Raw genomic sequence first — 17,620 nt, 5'->3', positions numbered from 1 at the left:
GACGATCTCGATCCCGCAGGTCTCCTTCAGGTACGCACGGGCGACGGCGCCCAGCGCGACCCGGGCCGCCGTCTCACGGGCGCTCGCGCGCTCCAGGATCGGGCGGGCCTCCTCGATCGAGTACTTCTGCATCCCCGCCAGATCCGCGTGACCCGGACGGGGACGGGTCAGCGCCTCGTTACGGGCCAGGCCGGCGAGAACCTCGGGGTCGACCGGGTCGGCCGACATGACCTGCTCCCACTTCGGCCACTCCGTGTTGCCCACCATGACCGCCACCGGGCTGCCCATCGTCAGACCGTGCCGGACACCGCCGAGGAACGTCACCTCGTCCTGCTCGAACTTCATCCGCGCGCCGCGACCGTAACCGAGCCGGCGGCGCGCCAGCGCGTCGGCCACCACGGCGGTGGTGACCGGTACACCAGCGGGCAGGCCCTCCAGCGTCGCGACCAGTGCGGGACCGTGCGACTCCCCCGCCGTCAGCCAGCGCAACGTACCCAACGGAGCTCCTTCATCAGCGGGCCGGGAACAGCCGGCGCAGTTCGGCGTGGAAGCCGGGGAACGTCTTGGTCACGCACGCGGGGTCGTCGAGTTCGAGACCGGGCGCGCGCAGGCCGAGGACGGAGAACGCCATCGCGATCCGGTGGTCGCGGTGGCACCTGATCCGGGTCGGCCGGACGCCCCCGGGGTGCACGGTGATCCGGTCCTGGCGCGTCTCGACCGCGACGCCGCAGGCGGCCAGGTTCCCGGCGACCGCCTCGATGCGGTCCGACTCCTTGAGGCGCGCGTGGGCGATGCCGCGGATGGTGATCGGCGCGTCGGCCAGCGGGGCGATCGCGGCGAGCGTCATGAACGTGTCCGAGATCCCGCCCATGTCGACCTCGAAGCCGCCGCGCAGCCGCCCCGTCCCGGTGACCGTCGTCGCGTCCGGGCCGACCTCGACCCGGGCGCCCGCGGTGCGCAGCACCTCGACGAAGCCGAGGTCGCCCTGCAGGCTGTCCCGGCCCAGGCCCGGGACGGTGACCGCGCGCCCGGTGACCGCCGCGGCCGCGAAGACGTAGGAGGCCGTCGAGGCGTCCGGTTCGACGGCCAGGTCGGTGGCCGTGTATCCGCCGGTGCCGATCCCGATGACGCCGGGGTCCACCTCGGTCACCGAGGCGCCGAAGCGGCGCATCAGTGCGATGGTCATGTCGACGTACGGCCGGCTGACCAGGTCGCGCACGGTCACCGTCAGCGGAGTGCGCAGCAGCGGCGCCGCCATCAGCAGGCCGCTGAGGAACTGGCTGCTGTGCCGGCCGTCCACGGTGAGTTCGCCACCGCGCAGCCCGTCGGCGTCCACCCGCAGCGGCAGTCCGCCGCTCCCGCCGGCGCTGACGCGCGCGCCGAGCCGGGTCAGGGCGTCGGCGAGGGGGCGCAGCGGGCGGGCGCGCAGCTGGTCGGAGCCGTCGAAGAGGTAGCGGCCCCGGCCGGTCGCGGCGAACGGGGGCAGGAAGCGGGCGGCGGTCCCGGCGTCGGCGCACCGGATCGTGGCCCCGCCGGACGGGCCGCCGCCGATCCCGGTGACCCGCCACTGGCCGTCCTGCGGGCCGGTTTCGACGGGCACGCCCAGGTCGGTCAGCGCCGTCCGGAAGGCGAGCGTGTCGTCGCTGGTCAGCGGTGCCCGCAGCCGGCTGGTGCCGGTCGCGGCCGCGGCGAGCAGCAGGGCCCGGTTGGTGATGCTCTTGGAGCCCGGGATCCGGGCGGCGAGCGGCGGGGCGGCGGCCGTCACCGGTGGACCTCCCGGGCCGTTCCGGTCAGCGGTCGCACGAGCGCACCACTTCGGTCAGCAGGCCGGCGACGATGCGCACGCCGTCGCGGGTGAGCACCGACTCGGCGTGGAACTGCATGGACGCGAAGCCGCGGCCCCGCAGGGCGTGCACCTCGCCGGTGGCGGCGTCCCGGCTGAGCTCGACGACGCCGAACTCGGGGTGCGTGATCTTGTCGTCGTCGCTGCGGGCGGCGAACGTGTTGTAGAAGCCGACCCGCTCGGGCGCGCCGAACAGGTCGATCTCCTTCTGGACGCCCTGGTTGGGCACGTCCCGCCGGGCCAGTTCGAGGCCGAGCAGCGTGGACAGCACCTGGTGGCTGAGGCAGACCGCGAGGAACGGCCGCTGCTCCCGCAGGAGCCGGGAGACCGCGGCCCGCAGGTGGGCGATCTTGGGGTGGCCGGTGTCCCGCGGGTCGCCGGGGCCCGGGCCCATCACGACCAGGTCGTGGTCGTCGGTGTCGTACGGCTCGTCGAACCGACGAACCGTCACCTCGAGGCCCATGGCGCCGAGTTGGTGGCCGATCATCGACGTGAACGTGTCCTCCGCGTCCACGATCAGCACCCGGCGGCCGATCAGTTCCGCCACGCCGCCCGCGCCGCCCGCCCCGCCGGCAGCGTCCGCCCGGCCCGCGCCCTCCCGCAACCAGAAGTCGGCGATACCGGCGTTGCGCTGCTCCAGCGCCTCGCGGACCCGGGGGTGCTCGGCGAACCGGCCGGTGCCCCCGGCTTCGAGCGCGGCCAGCAGCCCGGCCGCCTTGGCACGGGTCTCGGCGACCTCGCTCTGCGGGTCGGAGTGCCGCACCAGGGTCGCGCCGACCCCGATCCGCACCAGGCCGCCGCGGTCGATGTCGGCGGTGCGGATCAGGATGGCCGAGTCCATGGTGCGGCCGCCGTCCTCGTCACGGCCGATCAGCGCCATCACGCCGCTGTAGTAGCCCCGTCCTTCGGGCTCGTACCTGCTGATCACCTTGCAGGCGCTCTCCAGCGGGCTGCCGGTGACGGTCGGGGCGAACATCGTCTCGCGCAGGATGTCCCGGACGTCGTGGGAGGTCCGGCCCTCGATGAAGTACTCGGTGTGCGCGAGCCGGGCCATCTCCTTGAGGTAGGGGCCGACGACGCGGCCGCCCCGCTCGCAGATCCGGGCCATCATCTTCAGCTCTTCGTCCACCACCATGTAGAGCTCGTCGGCCTCCTTGCGGTCGGCGAGGAAGGCCATGACGCCCGCCAGGTCGGGGCCGGCCGCCGGGTACCGGTAGGTGCCGCTGATCGGGTTCATCACGGCGGTGCCGTCGCGCAGGCTGACGTGCCGCTCCGGACTGGCGCCGACGAAGGTGCGGTCGCCCGCCCGGACCAGGAAGGTCCAGTACGCGCCGGACTCCCGCTCCACCAGCCGCCGGAAGAACGACAGGGCGCTGCGCGGCGTGTAGTCGGTGATCTCGGCGACGAACGAGCGCTTGATGACGAAGTTCGCGCCCTCGCCGTTGCCGATCTCCCGGTCGATGACCCGGCGCACGGTGGCCGCGTACGTCTCGTCGTCCACGTCGAACCGCCCGCCGGACAGCGTGATCGGCTCGTTCGGCAGCCGGCGCAGCGCCTGGGCGAGCGGCAGGGCGGCCTGCTCGGCGACCGTGAGCGTGATCAGCGGCGCGCCGTCGTCGACGCCGGCGTAGCCGCGCTCGGTGATCTGCCGGTACGGGACGACGGCCAGCACCTCGTGCCGGGCGCCCCCGTGCGCGGCGGCCCCCGGGCCGGACGCCGGCGCGTCCGGCACGGGGATCGCGGCGAGGGTGTCCACGGCGGAGGCCTCGCCGAGCAGGACTTCGATCACGTCCTGCCCGGCCGCCTCGGGTCGGTACAGCAGGGCGTAGGCGCCGGGGAGCTCGGTGAGCACCCGGTCCAGCAGGTCCGCCCCCATCGGGCTCTCCTCTCGGTGTTGCGACTGGTTCACCGGCCGGCCTCCGCGAACGGGGCGAGCCCGGCGAGCAGGGACTTGGTGGAGGTGACCACCGCGCAGCGCTCGGCCGCGTAGGTGAGCGCCAGCCGGTGGTAGGCCTGCGAGAAGTCGGCCACCGCGTCGGCGACCAGGAACGCCTGGATGTCGTTGGTGAAGGCCTCCACCGCCGTCATCAGCACTCCGACGTGGGCGTACACGCCGCAGACGACGAGCTGGTCCCGGCCGTGGGCGCGCATCCGCTCCAGCAGGTCCGACTTGTGGAACGCGCTGTAGCGCCATTTGGTGAACACCCAGTCGGACGGGCCCGGTCCGAGCGGCTCGACGACCTGCCGGTCCTCCGGCGACACCTCCATGCCGGGCCCCCAGAAGTCCTTGAGGAGGCCGCGCTGTTCGGCGGTCATGCCGCCGGGCTGCGCCGTGTAGGCGACCTGGGCGCCGAGCGCCGCGAACTCCTCGCGCAGCAGCGCGGTGTTCTGCACCAGTGGCCGCCCGGGAGACTCGTCGGCCGGGAACGGCCGCAGGAAGTAGCGCTGCATGTCGTGGATCAAGAGGACCGCCCGGTCGGGATCGACCGTCCAGCGCGCGGTGTTGGCCGGCAGGTCGTTCTCGGAGGGCATCGGATAGGGGTCGATGGACGGAAGGCCCGCCATGGTCGTCCTTTCGGTGGGCGGCCTGCCGTTGAGGGGCGGCCGCTTCGGGGCTTGGGGGAGGTGGCCGGGCGTCAGCCGAGCCAGGCGGACACGACCGAGACGGCCTGGCGCGGGTTCAGCCGCGGATCGCAGAAGCTCGTGTACTTGCCGCCGACCTCGTGGAGCCGGTCCCGGTCCGCGACGCACTCGGTGACCTCGTCCGGCGTCGTCTCCAGGTGGATCCCGCCCGCCGTGCCGCCCGCGCACGTGACGGCCCGGTGGAAGTCCACGACCTCCTTGACGACCGTCGTCACCAGCCGGGTCTTGAGCCCCCCGGGGCCGCTGACGGTGTTGCCGTGCATCGGGTCGGTCAGCCAGACGACCGGGTGGCCGGCCAGGCGGACGGCCCTGACCAGGTCGGGGAGCCGCTCGCCCACCGTGTCCGCTCCCATCCGGGCGATCAGCGTGAGGCGGCCCGGGGTCCGCTGCGGGTCGAGCTTCGCGCACAGCGCCAGCAGCTCGTCGGCGGTCATGGTCGGGCCGACCTTGCACGCGACCGGGTTCGCCACGGCCGCGAGCATCGCGACGTGCGCGCCGTCCACCTGCCGGGTGCGCTCGCCGATCCACGGCCAGTGGGTGGAGCCGAGGAGCAGCCGGCCGTCCGGCTGGGTGCGCAGCATGGGGAGCTCGTAGTCGAGCAGCAGCGCCTCGTGACTGGTCCACGCCGGGGTGTCCGGCCGGGCGCTCCGTCCCCGGCCGCCCCAGCCCAGCAACCCGACGATCTCACGGGCGGACTGATAGCCAGTCAGCATTCGCGTCGGGTCCGGCCGCCGCAGTTCGGCGTCGGGCTCCGGCGAGTTGACCATGTGGCCCCGGTAGACCGGGAGTTCGACGTCGCCGACGGTCTCGGTCGGCTTCGAGCGCGGCTTGGCGTACTGGCCGGCCAGCCGGCCCACCCGCAGGACCGGCTTGTGCGAGGTCATCCGCATGACGCCCGCCAGCACCTCCAGCAGGCCCGCCTTGCGGGCCACGTCGCCCGGCGTGGTCTCGGCCCAGTCCTCGGCGCAGTCGCCGGACTGGATGATCTGTATTCGGCCGACCGCCGCCTCGGCGAGCAGCATGCGGAGCGCGTCGGTGTCCTCGACGGCGACGAGCGGTGGCAGCGAGGCGAGTTCGCCCCTGACCGGGCCGAGTTCGGGGTGACCGGCCCAGTCCGGCTGCTGGACCGCGGGCAACGAGCGGAGGAATTCGTCGACACTGGGCACCTGGTGCCTCCAAGGAGAGGGGAAACCGCCCGTTCGGCATCTCCGGAGCGGCTGCGCACCGACTCTCCGGGAGGGAACGGCCCGACCAGAAGCCGCGGCCCCGGACTCCGTCAAATGGCACCGGACTTCGCCCCGACTTGACGGAGTCCCGCGGCCGGCGTTGCGAACGGGCCACCGCCCGAACAGAGTCCAGTGCGGCGGCCCCGAACGGCCGCCGGAATTCCCCGATCCCCGTGGAGGTCACCGATGTCCGAGGCCGAGCAGCCGCCGGCATTCCAGAACGACGACGAGATCCGCCGGCACAACCGGTCGATCGTCGAGCAGTACATGAACACCCGGGGCGAGGACCGCCTCAAGCGGCACCTGCTGTTCACCGAGGACGGCTGCGGCGGGCTGTGGACCACCGACACCGGCGAGCCGATCGTCACCCACGGCCGGGACCGGCTGGGCGAGCACGCGGTGTGGTCGCTGCAGTGCTTCCCGGACTGGGTGTGGACCAACGTCGAGATCTTCGAGACGCAGGATCCGAACCGCTTCTGGGTGGAGTGCGACGGCGAGGGGAAGATCCTGTTCCCCGGCTATCCGGAGGGTCACTACCGCAACCACTTCATCCACTCGTTCGAGTTCGAGAACGGGAAGATCAAGCGGGAGCGGGAGTTCATGAACCCGAACCAGCAGCTGCGCGCGCTCGGGATCCCGGTGCCGGCCGTCCGGCGCGAGGGGATCCCCACCTGAACCGGCCGACGGCACCGGAGGAGACGGACCCGTGAAGGCCGACATCGCCTGGTGGGAGCTGGACGGCTCCCCGCAGACCATCGAGTCGCTCGCCGAGCACCTGCGGGACGGCGCCGTGGCGCCGTGGGCCGACGTGCCCGGACTGCGCCTGAAGTTCTGGATCGCCGACCGGGAGAACAACCGCTGGGGCGCGGTCATGGTCTGGGAGACGGACCGCCCCGCGGACCGGCCGCTGCCGCCGAACCGCGCGGCCGAGCTGATCGGCGCCCCGCCCACCCACCGGATGCGCTTCGACGTCGAGGCCGTCGCCGAGGGCCTGCACTCCCTGCCGGTGCTGCACGGCCTCGGCACCGCCCTGGCCCCCTGACCGGATCCGTCGACGATCCGTCGGCGGGCCGGCGGCGATCCGTCAGGGATCCGTCAGGGATCCACTGCACCACCTCTCCAGGAGACCCCTTGCACGACTACATCGTTGTGGACGCCTTCTCCCGCAAACCGCTGGAGGGCAACCCGGTCGCCGTCTTCTTCGACGCCGAGGACCTGCCGGCCGAGCGGATGCAGCAGATCGCGAAGGAGATGAACCTCTCCGAGTGCACCTTCGTGCTCCCGGCCGAGCAGGGCGGCGACGCGCGCATCCGGATCTTCACCCCGGTCAACGAACTCCCGTTCGCCGGGCACCCCATGCTGGGCACCTCGGTCGCCCTCGGCCGGACGTGGAAGGCCGACCGGCTGCGGCTGGAGACCGCCATGGGCGTCATCCCCTTCGAACTCGACCACGGGGAGGACTCCAGCTCCTCCCGGATGCGGCAGCCGATCCCCACCTGGGAGCCGTACGAGCACGCGGAGGAGCTGCTCGCGGCGCTCGGCGTGACGGATCCGCTCACCCCGGTGGTGGCCTACCGCAACGGCCCGCGCCACGTGTTCGTCGGCCTGGAGAGCGTCGAGGCGCTCTCGGCGCTGCGCCCCGACCACCGCGCGCTCACGCGCTTCCCCGACATGGCCGCCAACTGCTTCGCCGGCTCGGGCACCGCGTGGCGCACCCGGATGTTCTCCCCCGCCTACGGCGTGGTCGAGGACGCGGCGACCGGCTCGGCGGCCGGCCCGCTCGCCATCCACCTGGCCCGGTTCGGGCTCGCCGCGTACGGGCAGGAGCTGGAGATCCTCCAGGGGGTCGAGATGGGCCGCCCCTCGCTCATGCTCGCGCACGCCGAGGGCGACGGCGACCTGCCCCGCGTCGTCCACGTCGGCGGCCACGGCGCCGTCGTCGCCCGCGGCACCATCTACGTCTAGGAGACTCCGGTGAGCACCACCGCCAACCAGACCCCGACCGGCAACTCCAGCAGGTTCGAGTCGCTCAGCGGGGAGACCGACCTCCCCTTCCCCGAGTACGACGCCCCGCCGGCCGAGCCGATCGGGCTGCTGCAGTCCTGGCTGGCCCGGGCCGCCGAGCGCGGCGTCCGGGAGCCCCGGGCGCTCGCCCTGGCCACCGCCGACGCCAAGGGCCGCCCCTCCACCCGGATCATCGCGATCAGCCGGGTGACCGAGAGGGGCCTGGTATTCCTCAGCCACACCAGCAGCCAGAAGGGCCGGGAGATCGCCGAGACCGGTTGGGCGTCGGGCCTGCTGTACTGGCGGGAGACCGCGCAGCAGGTGTCCGTCTCCGGACCGGTCGAACGGCTCGACGACGCCGAGTCCGACGCGATGTGGTCGGCCCGGCCGGTGCCGATGCACGCGATGTCCACGGCCGCCCACCAGAGCGACCCGCTGACCGACGTGGCCGCGCTGCGCGCCGAGGCCGAGCGGCTGGAGGCCGCCGGCGTCGCGCTGCCGCGGCCCGAGCGCTTCGTCGGCTACCTGCTGGCGCCCGCCGCGATCGAGTTCTGGGCCGCCAGTTCCGACCGGCTGCACCGCCGGCTGCGCTACGACCGCCGGGACGACCTGAGCTGGACCACCACCAAGCTGCAGCCGTGAGCTGACGCAAGGCGCGAGAAGGAGAGCGGCCGGGACATGGACGTGATCATCATCGGGGGCGGGATCGGTGGCCTGACCACCGCGCTCAGCCTCCACGCGGCGGGCATCCGCGCGACCGTGCTGGAACGGACCCGGGAGATCCGGCCGCTCGGCGTGGGAATCAACGTGCAGCCGCACGCGGTGCGGGAGTTGACGGAACTGGGGCTCGGCGACGAGCTCGCCGCGCTCGGCGTGGCCACCGCCGACATGGTCTGGGTCGACGCACACGGCGAGGCCCAGCACCGGGAGGAACGCGGACTCGCCCGGGGCTACCGGTGGCCGCAGTACAGCATCCACCGCGGCGGGCTCCAGCTGCTGCTGCTCGACGCGGTCCGGGCGCGGCTGGGCGCCGACGCGGTCCGCACCGGCACGGTGTTCGAGGCCGTCGAGCAGACCCCGGAGGGCGTACGGGTCAGGGTCACCGACCGGACGACCGGTGAGCCCGGCCTGCTCACCGCCGACCTGCTCGTGGGGGCGGACGGGCTGCACTCCGCGGTGCGGGCCGGGCTCCACCCCGGCGAAGGGCCGTTGCACTGGTCCGGGGTCATGATGTGGCGCGGGGTGACGCCGACCGCGCCGTTCCTCACCGGCCGGACGATGATCCACGCCGACGCCGGCCGCGGCGCCCGCCTGATCGCGTACCCGATCGGCCCGGCCGCCGGGGAGCCGGGCCGGGTGCTGACGAACTGGGTGTGCATGGTCTCGACGGCCGAGCCGCAGCCGCTCGGCGGCGACGCGCGGTGGAACCGGCCGGGCCGACTGGAGGACTTCCTCCCGCACTTCGCCGACTGGGACCTCGGCTGGCTGGACGTGCCGGCGCTGCTGAGCGGCAGCACCGGCGTCCTGGAGTACCCGATGGTCGACCGCGACCCGCTGCCCCGGTGGGGAGAGGGACGGGTGACGCTGCTGGGCGACGCCGCGCACCCGATGTACCCCGTCGGCGCGAACGGCGCCTCGCAGGCCGTCGTCGACGCCCGCGTCCTGGCCCACCGGCTCGCGACGACCGAGGACCCCGTGGCCGCGCTGCGCGGCTACGAGGACGAACGGCGCGAGGCCACGACCGCCGTCGTGCTCGCGAACCGGCGGATGGACCGGTCGAAGCCGAAGGACACCGGCGACACCGCCGGCGCGCCCGCCGAGGGCGTCTACACCGCCATCGCCAAGACGTACGGCCGGGCCACCGGCGACGACGCGGCCGAACTCAACGCCCGGGCCTCGCTGACCCCGCCGGTGCGGGCGTCGGCCGGCGCGGACCCACGCCGAAGGACGAGAGGAAGCGACGACATGAGCGTCAACCCCGTGGACGTGACCGCGACGTACTACGCGGCCTGGAAGGCCAAGGACTACGACACCCTGCGCTCGGTACTGGCCGACGACATCGAGTTCACCGGCCCGTTCGGCAACGCCAGCGGCGCCGACGACCTCCGGGAGAAGATCGAGAAGGCACCGGGCTCCTTCACCGACATCGTGATCCGGAAGGTCTTCAGCGACGGCCCGGACGTCGTCACCTGGTTCGAGATGCACACCAGCTTCGCGCCCCCGGTCCAGGTCGCCGCCTGGAGCCACGTCGTGGACGGGAAGATCGCGCGCCACCAGGCCGCCCTGGACCCGCGGGCACTGCTCGGGCTCGGGCAGGAGTAGTCCGGCCACACCCCTGCGCGCGACCGCCGGGCCGGGCGGTGGACGGGTCCGCCCGCCACCCGGCCCGGCGGTCGCGCGCAGTGCCGGGACACCCTTCCCCCGGCGCGACGGGGTGGCCCCTGCACCTGGCCTGCGGCACCCCTCCCGGGCGACGCTTGAGGGGCTTGAGCAAGCCGCAAGAGCAGTGCATAGAGGGGGATTCTGTGAACGCTGCTGGCAACATCAGAGCCGTCCGACACCGACGCACCGCGCCGTTCCACCTGGGATCGGTGCGGCCGGTGTCCGACTGCGAGTTCGTCCTGAGGGACCTGAGCACCACCCTCTTCGCGTCGCTACCGCGAAGGGACCAACGGCACAAGGGGGAACAGTACCTCCGTGGACTGCTGGCCGCGCAGGGCCGCAGGTCGATCAGGAACATCGCGGCCTGCCTCGGGGACCCGGCGCTCGACCAGAGCCTCCACCACTTCATCTGCAGCTCCACCTGGGACTGGATGCCGGTGCGCGAGGCGCTCGCGGACTGGCTCGAACCCACCGTCCGGCCGCAGGCCTGGGTGGTGCGGCAACTGTCGATCCCGAAGTCGGGACGGCACTCCGTGGGCGTGGGCCGGGGCTTCGACCACCACCTGGACCAGGAGTTCCACGGACAGCGGGCGTTCGGCCTGTGGGCCGCCGCGGAGCGGGCCAGCGCCCCGGTCAACTGGCGGCTGCTGTTCGCCGACCGGCGGACGGCGGACGGCGCCGGCCGGGGCCTGCCCGCGCGGCCCCGGCGGATCGGGGAGCCGCAGCACGGGGAGACCCCCGACGACTGCGCCAGCGCCGTGGCGCTGGACTTCGCCCGGCTCCACGACGCCACCCGGCGTCCGGTGGTGCTCGACGTACCGGTCGAGGACCCGGTCGGCGTGCTCCGGCGGTTCGACCGGGCCGGCGTGCGCGCGCTCGTCCGCGTCGGCGCCACCGAGCGGCTGACCGTCGAGGACCCGGCCCTGCCCGGCCACGGCCCCGGACCGCAGGAGGCGCGACGGATCCTCGACTCCGCCGCGGGGCTGCGCCGGCTGGTCGGCTGGCCCGACCCGACGGCGCCGTCCGGCATGCGGCGGGCGTCGGCGGCCGCCGTACAGGTGGGCCTGCCGGGCGCGGACCCGGGCCTGACCGGCGGACGCGACAGCGGGCTCGTCCTGGTCGGCGAATGGGACGACCCGCGGCGCCGGCCCACCGGGCTGTGGCTCGGCAACCTGGCCGGGGCGCCCGCGGCCACGCTGCTGCGGCTGACCAAGCTGGCCGACCGGGTCGGGCGCGACCTGGCCGGCTTCGGGGACCGGGCCGGGCTGCGGGACTTCGAGGGACGTTCGCTGCGCGGCTGGCACTGCCACAGCACGCTGGCGTCCGCGGCGCACGCGGTGGAGGTGCTGATGGCGGCCCACCGCGAGACCGCGGAGCACGCCCCCAAGATCCCCGCCTGAGGTGCCCCGTGCGGCGGCCGCGAGGCTCCGGCCTCCCGGCCGCCGCACGGCGCCCCGCTACGGTGCCAGCGCCGTGTCCCGCTGCCGCCACAGCACTTCCCTGGCCCTCAACAGCCGCAGCGCGAGCTGGACTTCGAGCGTGCGTCCGGGCTGCTGCCAGGCGGGGCCGAGGAGTTCGGTGATCCGGTCCAGGCGGCGGGCCACCGTGTTGGGGTGGACGTGCAGGTCCTCGGCCGCCCGGGTGGGGCTGGCGCCGGACGCGAAGTAGGCCTCCAGGGTGGCGATCAGGCTGGTCGCCCGCTCGGCGTCGTGCTCCAGCAGCGGACCGAGGAGCGAGGCGACGAACCCCTCGACGTCGTGGTCGTCGGAGAGCAGCAGCCCCAGGAAGCCGAGGTCGGCCATCGCCGCGGCGCTCCCCGCGCCGTCCAGCGCGGTCAGCGCGTCCAGGCAGCGCAGCGCCTCCTGGTGCACCCGGGCGACCGACGCGAGCCCGGTGGCCGGACCGGCCGCCCCGACGGTGACGGGCTGCCCCAGCAGCGGGGAGAGCTCCGTGGAGACCGAACGGGCGGCGGCCGAGGCGTCCGTACCGGGCAGCAGCAGCACCACGCACCCGTCGCGCGCCGTCTTGAGCCCGGACCGCCGGTACGCGTACGACGCGGCCCACACCGCGGCCTTCCCGTGCTCGCCGCCCTCCGGCCGGGCCACCACGACGACATGCGGCCCCTCCGGGTCGATTCCGAACTGGCCCGCCTGATAGGCGATCTGACTCGACGGCTGGACGGGGGCCGCGAGCAGGACGTCGAAGAACTCGTCCCGGCCCGGCCCGGCCGCGACGGGCACGCTGCGCCGGCCCACGACCTGCAGCGCCACCGCCCGCCCGACGAAGGCGAGGAAGCCCTCCTCGTCGGAGCCGAGCGGTCTCGCGACCCGGGCCACCACCACCCCGAGGTCCTCGACACCGGCACCGACCGGCGCCACCCAGAGGTCCTGCGCCGGCGTCACCGGGGCCCGTGCCGCGTGCGCCTCCAGGGCGGCCCGGCCGGTCAGCACCTCCGCGAGGCCGGGCACCTCCCCGGTGGAGGCGAGCACCTGCCCGTGCGCGTCGCCGATCGCGAGCGTGGCGCCCAGCGCCTCCGCGGCCGTCCTCGCGACGACGTGCAGGTCACAGCCGTTCAGCACCTGGTCGGCCAGCCGGATCCGGGCCTCGGCCAGCTCCCGGGTCCGCGCGATCGTGTCCCGCGCGCGGGCGCCCGCGGACTCCAGCTCCGCGATCTCCAGCCGCGTGCGGTCCAGCAGCCTGGCCCGCTCCAGCGCGACCGCCGCGAAGTCCGCCAGGGAGCGCATCAGGCTGATCTCGTCGGGCGTGAAGTGGCGCACCACGCGGTCGGCGCCGTAGAGGGCGCCGATGGAGTCCGTCCCCACCTGGATCGGCACCGCGATCACCGCGCGCAGCCCCTCGGCGCGGACCACCTCGTCGATCTTCTCGCTGTGCGGGATCCGGTCGTCGTTCAGGTAGTCCGGCGACCAGAACGCGCCGCCCTGCCCCTGCGCCATCTGGCCGAGGCCGTGGTGCTCCTCGACCACCAGGCCCACGTTGAGCGTCGTGGTCTGGCCGTCCGAGCAGTGCACGTACGACCCGCCCCGGGGCAACGGCAGGCTGATGTAGGCCATGTCGAAGCCCAGCAGCCGGCGGGTCCGGCTGGTGATGACCCTCAGCAGGGTGTCCGGGTCGTACGGGGCGGTCATGTCGTGGATCATGTCCACCAGGGCGGCCGTGGCCGCCTCCCGCTGCCGGCGCTGGTCGAGCGAGGCGTGGATCCTCAGCCCCAGCTGGACGGCCCGTTCGAGCTCCGCGCGCCGGCCCGGCGGCAGCCGCTCCCCGCCGGGATCCGCCGCGCGGTACAGCAACTCGTGGAAGCGGCCCAGTGGCGCCTCCGCGGCGAGCAGTTCGAGAATCGCCAGGGCAGGCGCGTCCTCGAACCCGGAATCCAACGGCATGGTTCCCCCTCCACAGCCGGTGAAGATCATCAACACCCGAGCCTAGGCGGCCCGCGAGAGGGGGGTCAAGCCGCTGGCCTGCGATTTAACACGCCCGTAGTGCCCCGGACACCGCCCCGAACACGGGGTGCTGTTACGCCGCCACCTTCCCGGAAGCGGACGGCGGGAGGAACAATTCCAGGCGGGCGCCGCGGGAGCGGTGCCCGCTCGCATGACAACGGGGGACATATGAATAGGCTCACGGACTACGGGCGTTCACTCGCCCGCAGCCGGGCCGCACGGCTCCACACCGACCGGCGCGATACCTTCACCCTGGCCGGGCGCGAATGGGACCTGTTGGACGAGGTGTTCGCGCCGCCCTTTTCGGCGTCGTCCGGGATCGCCCTGGAACTGCTCGGCCTGGACGGGACGCAGGGAACGCCCGCAGCGCCCGGAACGCCCGGAACGCCCTGGCACGGCTCGTTCCTGGAGGTCGGCTGCGGCACCGGCATCATCGCCGTGTCCGCCGCACTGGCGGGCTGTGACCGCGTGACGGCCCTGGACATCAGCGAACCGGCCGTCCGGAACACGGCGCGGAACGCCGAACGGCACGGCGTGGCGGACCGGCTGACCGTCCTGCACAGCGACCTCTTCGGGAACGTTCCGGCAGGCGAGCGGTTCGACACCGTCTACTGGCACTCGAATCTCGTGCTCGCCCCGCCGGAGTACCGGCACAAAACGATCCACGAACGCGCCTACGTGGACCCCGGCTACCGGGACCACCGCAGATTCCTCGCCGACGCACCGTCATTCCTGACCGAACGCGGGAGAATCCTGCTGCATTTCAGCAATCGCGGGAACGCGGCCCGGCTCCACGAGATCGCCGCCGAATACGGCCGGGAACTCCGGGAACTCCGCAGTCTCCGGGTGCGCGAAGGGGAAGACCTGGTCGAGCACGTTCTCCTAGAGATATCCGTCGCGCCGCGGCCATGAGAACACTACTGGTCGACAATTACGATTCCTTCACCTTCAACCTCTACCACTACCTGGCCCGGGTGAACGGTTCCGAGCCGGTGGTGATCCGCAATGACGACCCGTCCTGGGACCTGTCCCGGCTCTCCGGCTTCGACAACGTCGTGCTCTCCCCCGGTCCGGGCGATCCGGCCCGGGCGGCCGACTTCGGGATCTGCCGCGACATCGTCGAGCGGGGCGAACTGCCGCTGCTGGGCATCTGCCTCGGCCACCAGGGCGCGGCGCTGCTGCACGGCGGCACCGTCACCCGGGCCCCGGAAGCGCGGCACGGCCGCACCTCGCCCGTCCTGCACGACGGCACCGGCCTGTTCCACGGTCTCCCGTCCCCGTTCGAGGCGGTGCGCTACCACTCGCTGACCGTGTCCGAACTGCCGGACGAAATGGAGGCCGTCGCCCGGACGCCCGACGGGGTGCTGATGGGACACCGGCACCGGCGCCGGCCGATCTGGGGGCTGCAGTTCCACCCCGAGTCGGTCCTCACCCGGTTCGGCCATGAACTACTCGCCAATTTCACCCGGCTGAGCCGGGAATGGCACGCGGCCCGGGGCTCGGCCGTCCGCCCGGCCCCGCCCGCGCCCGCGCCGGCCCCGCCGGAGCCGGCGGGCGCGGCGGGCGCGGCGGGCGCGGCGGGTCCGGGCGGCACCCGACGGCTCCGGGTCCTCGCGGAGCGCCTCCGGACCGAATGGGTCGACGAGGTCGCCTTCCAACGGCTCTTCGGCGCGTCCGCCCACGCGTTCTGGCTGGACAGCAGCCGCCCGGACGCCGGCGCGGGCCGGTTCTCCGTCCTCGGGGACGCCTCCGGCCCGCTCGCGCGGATCGCCGAGGGCGACGTGCGGAGCCGGACCGTCACCGTGCGCTCCGCGGCCGGCTCGCGGAGCGTCACCGGCGACTTCCTCGACTGGATCGACCGGGACCTACGCGGCATCCGGACCGAACTGCCCGACCTCCCCTTCGAGTTCGCCCTCGGCTGGGTGGGATACCTCGGGTACGAGCTGAAGGCCCAGTGCGGTGCCGCGGCGGCCCACCGGGCCGAGGACGCCGACGCCACCATGGTGTTCGCCGACCGCGCGGTGGTCCTGGACCACCTCACCGGCACCACCCACCTGCTGGCGCTGGCGCAGGACGGGGACGAGGACCCCGCCAGGTCCTGGCTGCGGGGCGCCGCGCGGGCCCTGGCCTCCGTGGCCGGCCGCCCGGCCGCGGAGCCCGTCCCGCCAGCCCCGCTCTCCGCCGTCCGGCTGCGCCACGACCGCGAGGCCTACCTGCGGCTGATCGCCTCCTGCCAGGAGGAGATCGCCGCCGGGGAGACGTACGAGGTCTGCCTGACCAACATCGCCGAGGCCGGCGGCGACCTCGACCCCTGGGAGGGCTACCGCGTGCTGCGCCGCTTCAGCCCCGCCCCGTACGCGGCGCTGCTCCGCTTCGGGCCGCTCGCGGTGCTCAGCACCTCGCCGGAGCGCTTCCTGCGCGTGGGGGCGGACGGCGTCGCGGAGTCCAAGCCGATCAAGGGCACCCGGCCGCGCGGCGCGACGCCCGAGGAGGACGCCGCGATCGTCGCGGACCTGCGCGCGGACGAGAAGGACCGCGCGGAGAACCTGATGATCGTCGACCTGGTCCGCAACGACCTCGGGCGGCACGCCGAGATCGGCTCGGTCGAGGTGGCGGGCCTCTTCGACGTCGAGACTTACGCGACCGTCCACCAGCTGGTGAGCACGGTGCGGGCGCGGCTGCGGCCGGACCGCACCGCCGTGGACTGCGTCCGGGCCGCGTTCCCCGCCGGTTCGATGACGGGCGCACCCAAGCTGCGGACCATGGAGGTGATCGACCGGCTGGAGGCCGGGCCGCGCGGCGTCTACTCCGGGGCCATCGGCTACTTCTCGCTGTCCGGCGCGGCCGATCTGAGCGTCGCGATCCGCACGGCGGTGGTCACGCCGGGGCGCGTGCGCTACGGGGTCGGCGGGGCGATCGTCGCGCTGTCGGACCCGGAGGCCGAGTTCGAGGAGACGGCGGTCAAGTCGGCGCCGCTGCTGCGGCTGACCGGGTCCGCGTTCCCCGGGCGCCGGCCGGTGCCGGCGCCCGGCTGATCCGGCCGGTCCCCGGGGTCCGGCGCGCTCCCGGGGTCCGGTGCGCCCGCGGGCTCCGGCGCGCCGCGGCCGGTGCGCCGGCCGCCGGCCAGCAGCGCGGCGGGGCCGGCCTCCCGGTACCGGGCGACCAGGTCCTCCAGCAGCCGCCTGGTCTCCGGGTCGCCGGGCGTGTGGATCCACATCTTCGTGTCGGGCGCGGAGGCCGCCGTGAACGCGTTGGTCACCACGCTGAGCCGCTCGCCGTCCACGCTCCAGAACGACTTGCGCCGGGTGTTCGACGCGGCGACCTCGTGCCTGGCCCACATCTCGGCGAAGCGCGGGCTGGCCTCCCCGAGCCGCCGCACGAAGTCGCTCCAGTGCGGGTCCTTGAGCCGGTGGCCGGACTCGGCCCGCAACTGGGCCACCATGACGGCCGTCTCGTTCTCCCACTCCACGAGCGGCTGGAGCCGCCGCTCGACCGTGAACAGGTGCCACAGCACGTTGCGCTCCCCCGGCGGCAGCAGGACGATCGCCGGATCGAGCGCCCCGTACGCGTCGTTGAAGGCGAGCACGTCGTAACGCGCCGTCACGATGCAGGCCGGCAGCGGGTTCAGCGCGTCCAGGATGGCCTGGTTCTCGGCCGGGTCGGCGAGCCGCGCCGACGCGTCCAGCGGCACGGCCGGCACCGCCGCGAGCCGGTAGAGGTGGCCGCGCTCGGCCCGGTCGAGACGCAGCGTGCGCGCGATCGCGTCGAGCACCTGGACGCTCGGGTTGATCCGCCGGCCCTGCTCCAGCCACGTGTACCAGGCCGCACCGATGCCGGAGAGCTCCGCAACCTCCTCGCGCCGCAGGCCGGGCGTGCGCCGCCGCAGACCGGGCGACAGCCCGACGTCCTCGGGCTTGGTGCGCTCGCGTCGGAGCCTCAGGAACGCGCCCAGCTCCGCGCGTCGCTGGGCCTCACCGGTCGGAGGGGGGCCGTCGGTCGCTCTGGTCACCGGACGATTCTCCCGGACGGCGGGCCGGTCCCGGTAGCCGGGTACTCCCGGTTCC

General features: G+C 74.0%; 14 protein-coding genes and 2 pseudogenes. 9 read left to right on the top strand and 7 right to left on the bottom strand.

Translation table 11 applies throughout. From position 1 onward, the window contains the following. From PUR71_RS05505 to PUR71_RS05485, 5 genes are all read right to left on the bottom strand, one after another. On the bottom strand, window positions 1-498 hold a 498-nt coding region (locus tag PUR71_RS05505; protein ID WP_329925118.1), incomplete at its 3' end, for a chorismate synthase. A gap of 13 nt (window positions 499-511) precedes the next feature. Next, on the bottom strand, window positions 512-1,765 hold the full coding sequence (aroA, locus tag PUR71_RS05500; protein ID WP_329925184.1) for a 3-phosphoshikimate 1-carboxyvinyltransferase: 1,254 nt from the start codon (window positions 1,763-1,765) through the stop codon (window positions 512-514). Between the two features lie 25 nt (window positions 1,766-1,790). Next, complete coding sequence (locus PUR71_RS05495) at window positions 1,791-3,719, bottom strand: anthranilate synthase family protein (RefSeq protein ID WP_329925183.1); 1,929 nt, start codon at window positions 3,717-3,719, stop codon at window positions 1,791-1,793. A 29-nt stretch (window positions 3,720-3,748) separates the two neighbouring features. After that, entirely contained in the window at window positions 3,749-4,408 is a 660-nt protein-coding gene (locus tag PUR71_RS05490; RefSeq protein WP_329925182.1) for an isochorismatase family protein, read from the bottom strand. A 71-nt stretch (window positions 4,409-4,479) separates the two neighbouring features. Beyond that, on the bottom strand, window positions 4,480-5,652 hold the full coding sequence (locus PUR71_RS05485) for a 3-deoxy-7-phosphoheptulonate synthase (protein ID WP_329925181.1): 1,173 nt from the start codon (window positions 5,650-5,652) through the stop codon (window positions 4,480-4,482). Window positions 5,653-5,898: 246 nt separating this feature from the next. On the opposite strand from PUR71_RS05485, the gene PUR71_RS05480 reads away from it, so the two are divergent. The 7 genes and pseudogenes from PUR71_RS05480 to PUR71_RS05450 all read left to right on the top strand — a co-directional run bounded on the left by PUR71_RS05480 (window position 5,899) and on the right by PUR71_RS05450 (window position 11,498). Continuing rightward, the gene (locus PUR71_RS05480) at window positions 5,899-6,387 is read left to right on the top strand and encodes a PhzA/PhzB family protein (protein WP_329925180.1); all 489 of its coding nucleotides are present in this window, start codon (window positions 5,899-5,901) and stop codon (window positions 6,385-6,387) included. 31 nt (window positions 6,388-6,418) lie between these two features. After that, a complete protein-coding gene (locus tag PUR71_RS05475; protein WP_329925179.1) occupies window positions 6,419-6,754 on the top strand; it encodes a hypothetical protein in 336 nt (111 codons plus the stop codon). A gap of 89 nt (window positions 6,755-6,843) precedes the next feature. After that, window positions 6,844-7,677: a PhzF family phenazine biosynthesis protein gene (locus PUR71_RS05470; protein WP_329925178.1), complete on the top strand. Its 834-nt coding sequence runs from the start codon at window positions 6,844-6,846 to the stop codon at window positions 7,675-7,677. Between the two features lie 9 nt (window positions 7,678-7,686). Next, window positions 7,687-8,358 (top strand): phenazine biosynthesis FMN-dependent oxidase PhzG, encoded by a 672-nt coding sequence (gene phzG, locus PUR71_RS05465; RefSeq protein WP_329925177.1) that lies wholly within the window; start codon window positions 7,687-7,689, stop codon window positions 8,356-8,358. 36 nt (window positions 8,359-8,394) lie between these two features. Further along, window positions 8,395-9,624 (top strand): annotated as a pseudogene (locus tag PUR71_RS05460) (flavin-dependent oxidoreductase); the annotation flags it as partial. Window positions 9,625-9,681: 57 nt separating this feature from the next. Further along, the gene (locus tag PUR71_RS05455; protein ID WP_329925187.1) at window positions 9,682-10,038 is read left to right on the top strand and encodes a nuclear transport factor 2 family protein; all 357 of its coding nucleotides are present in this window, start codon (window positions 9,682-9,684) and stop codon (window positions 10,036-10,038) included. 260 nt (window positions 10,039-10,298) lie between these two features. Beyond that, window positions 10,299-11,498 (top strand): IS701 family transposase, encoded by a 1,200-nt coding sequence (locus tag PUR71_RS05450; protein WP_443077369.1) that lies wholly within the window; start codon window positions 10,299-10,301, stop codon window positions 11,496-11,498. A gap of 57 nt (window positions 11,499-11,555) precedes the next feature. Here PUR71_RS05450 and PUR71_RS05445 read toward each other — a convergent pair whose 3' ends face one another. Then, entirely contained in the window at window positions 11,556-13,496 is a 1,941-nt protein-coding gene (locus PUR71_RS05445) for a helix-turn-helix domain-containing protein (RefSeq protein WP_329925175.1), read from the bottom strand. Window positions 13,497-13,841: 345 nt separating this feature from the next. On the opposite strand from PUR71_RS05445, the gene PUR71_RS05440 reads away from it, so the two are divergent. Both PUR71_RS05440 and pabB read left to right on the top strand, forming a co-directional pair. Next, window positions 13,842-14,468: a class I SAM-dependent methyltransferase gene (locus PUR71_RS05440; RefSeq protein WP_329925186.1), complete on the top strand. Its 627-nt coding sequence runs from the start codon at window positions 13,842-13,844 to the stop codon at window positions 14,466-14,468. Further along, window positions 14,465-16,591: an aminodeoxychorismate synthase component I gene (gene pabB, locus PUR71_RS05435; RefSeq protein WP_329925174.1), complete on the top strand. Its 2,127-nt coding sequence runs from the start codon at window positions 14,465-14,467 to the stop codon at window positions 16,589-16,591. Before PUR71_RS05440 ends, pabB begins: the two co-directional genes overlap by 4 nt. Window positions 16,592-16,731: 140 nt before the next feature. Here the strand turns inward: pabB and PUR71_RS05430 are convergent. Continuing rightward, window positions 16,732-17,565: pseudogene (locus tag PUR71_RS05430) on the bottom strand (helix-turn-helix transcriptional regulator); the annotation flags it as partial. Between the last annotated feature and the right edge of the window lie 55 nt (window positions 17,566-17,620).

Origin of the sequence: Streptomyces sp. SP17BM10 (assembly GCF_036322405.1) — a bacterium.
GTDB lineage: Bacteria > Actinomycetota > Actinomycetes > Streptomycetales > Streptomycetaceae > Kitasatospora.
Note: the sequence above shows the minus strand (reverse complement) of the source record. Positions and strands in the feature narration are given on the sequence as shown.

What these genes read in the sequence shown, in the direction of transcription:
- PUR71_RS05495 (WP_329925183.1), bottom strand. Translation starts at nt 3,719, where the DNA reads ATGGGGGCGGACCTGCTGGACCGGGTGCTCACCGAGCTCCCCGGCGCC.
- PUR71_RS05445 (WP_329925175.1), bottom strand. Translation starts at nt 13,496, where the DNA reads ATGCCGTTGGATTCCGGGTTCGAGGACGCGCCTGCCCTGGCGATTCTC.
- PUR71_RS05490 (WP_329925182.1), bottom strand. Translation starts at nt 4,408, where the DNA reads ATGGCGGGCCTTCCGTCCATCGACCCCTATCCGATGCCCTCCGAGAAC.
- PUR71_RS05480 (WP_329925180.1), top strand. Translation starts at nt 5,899, where the DNA reads ATGTCCGAGGCCGAGCAGCCGCCGGCATTCCAGAACGACGACGAGATC.
- PUR71_RS05455 (WP_329925187.1), top strand. Translation starts at nt 9,682, where the DNA reads ATGAGCGTCAACCCCGTGGACGTGACCGCGACGTACTACGCGGCCTGG.
- pabB (WP_329925174.1), top strand. Translation starts at nt 14,465, where the DNA reads ATGAGAACACTACTGGTCGACAATTACGATTCCTTCACCTTCAACCTC.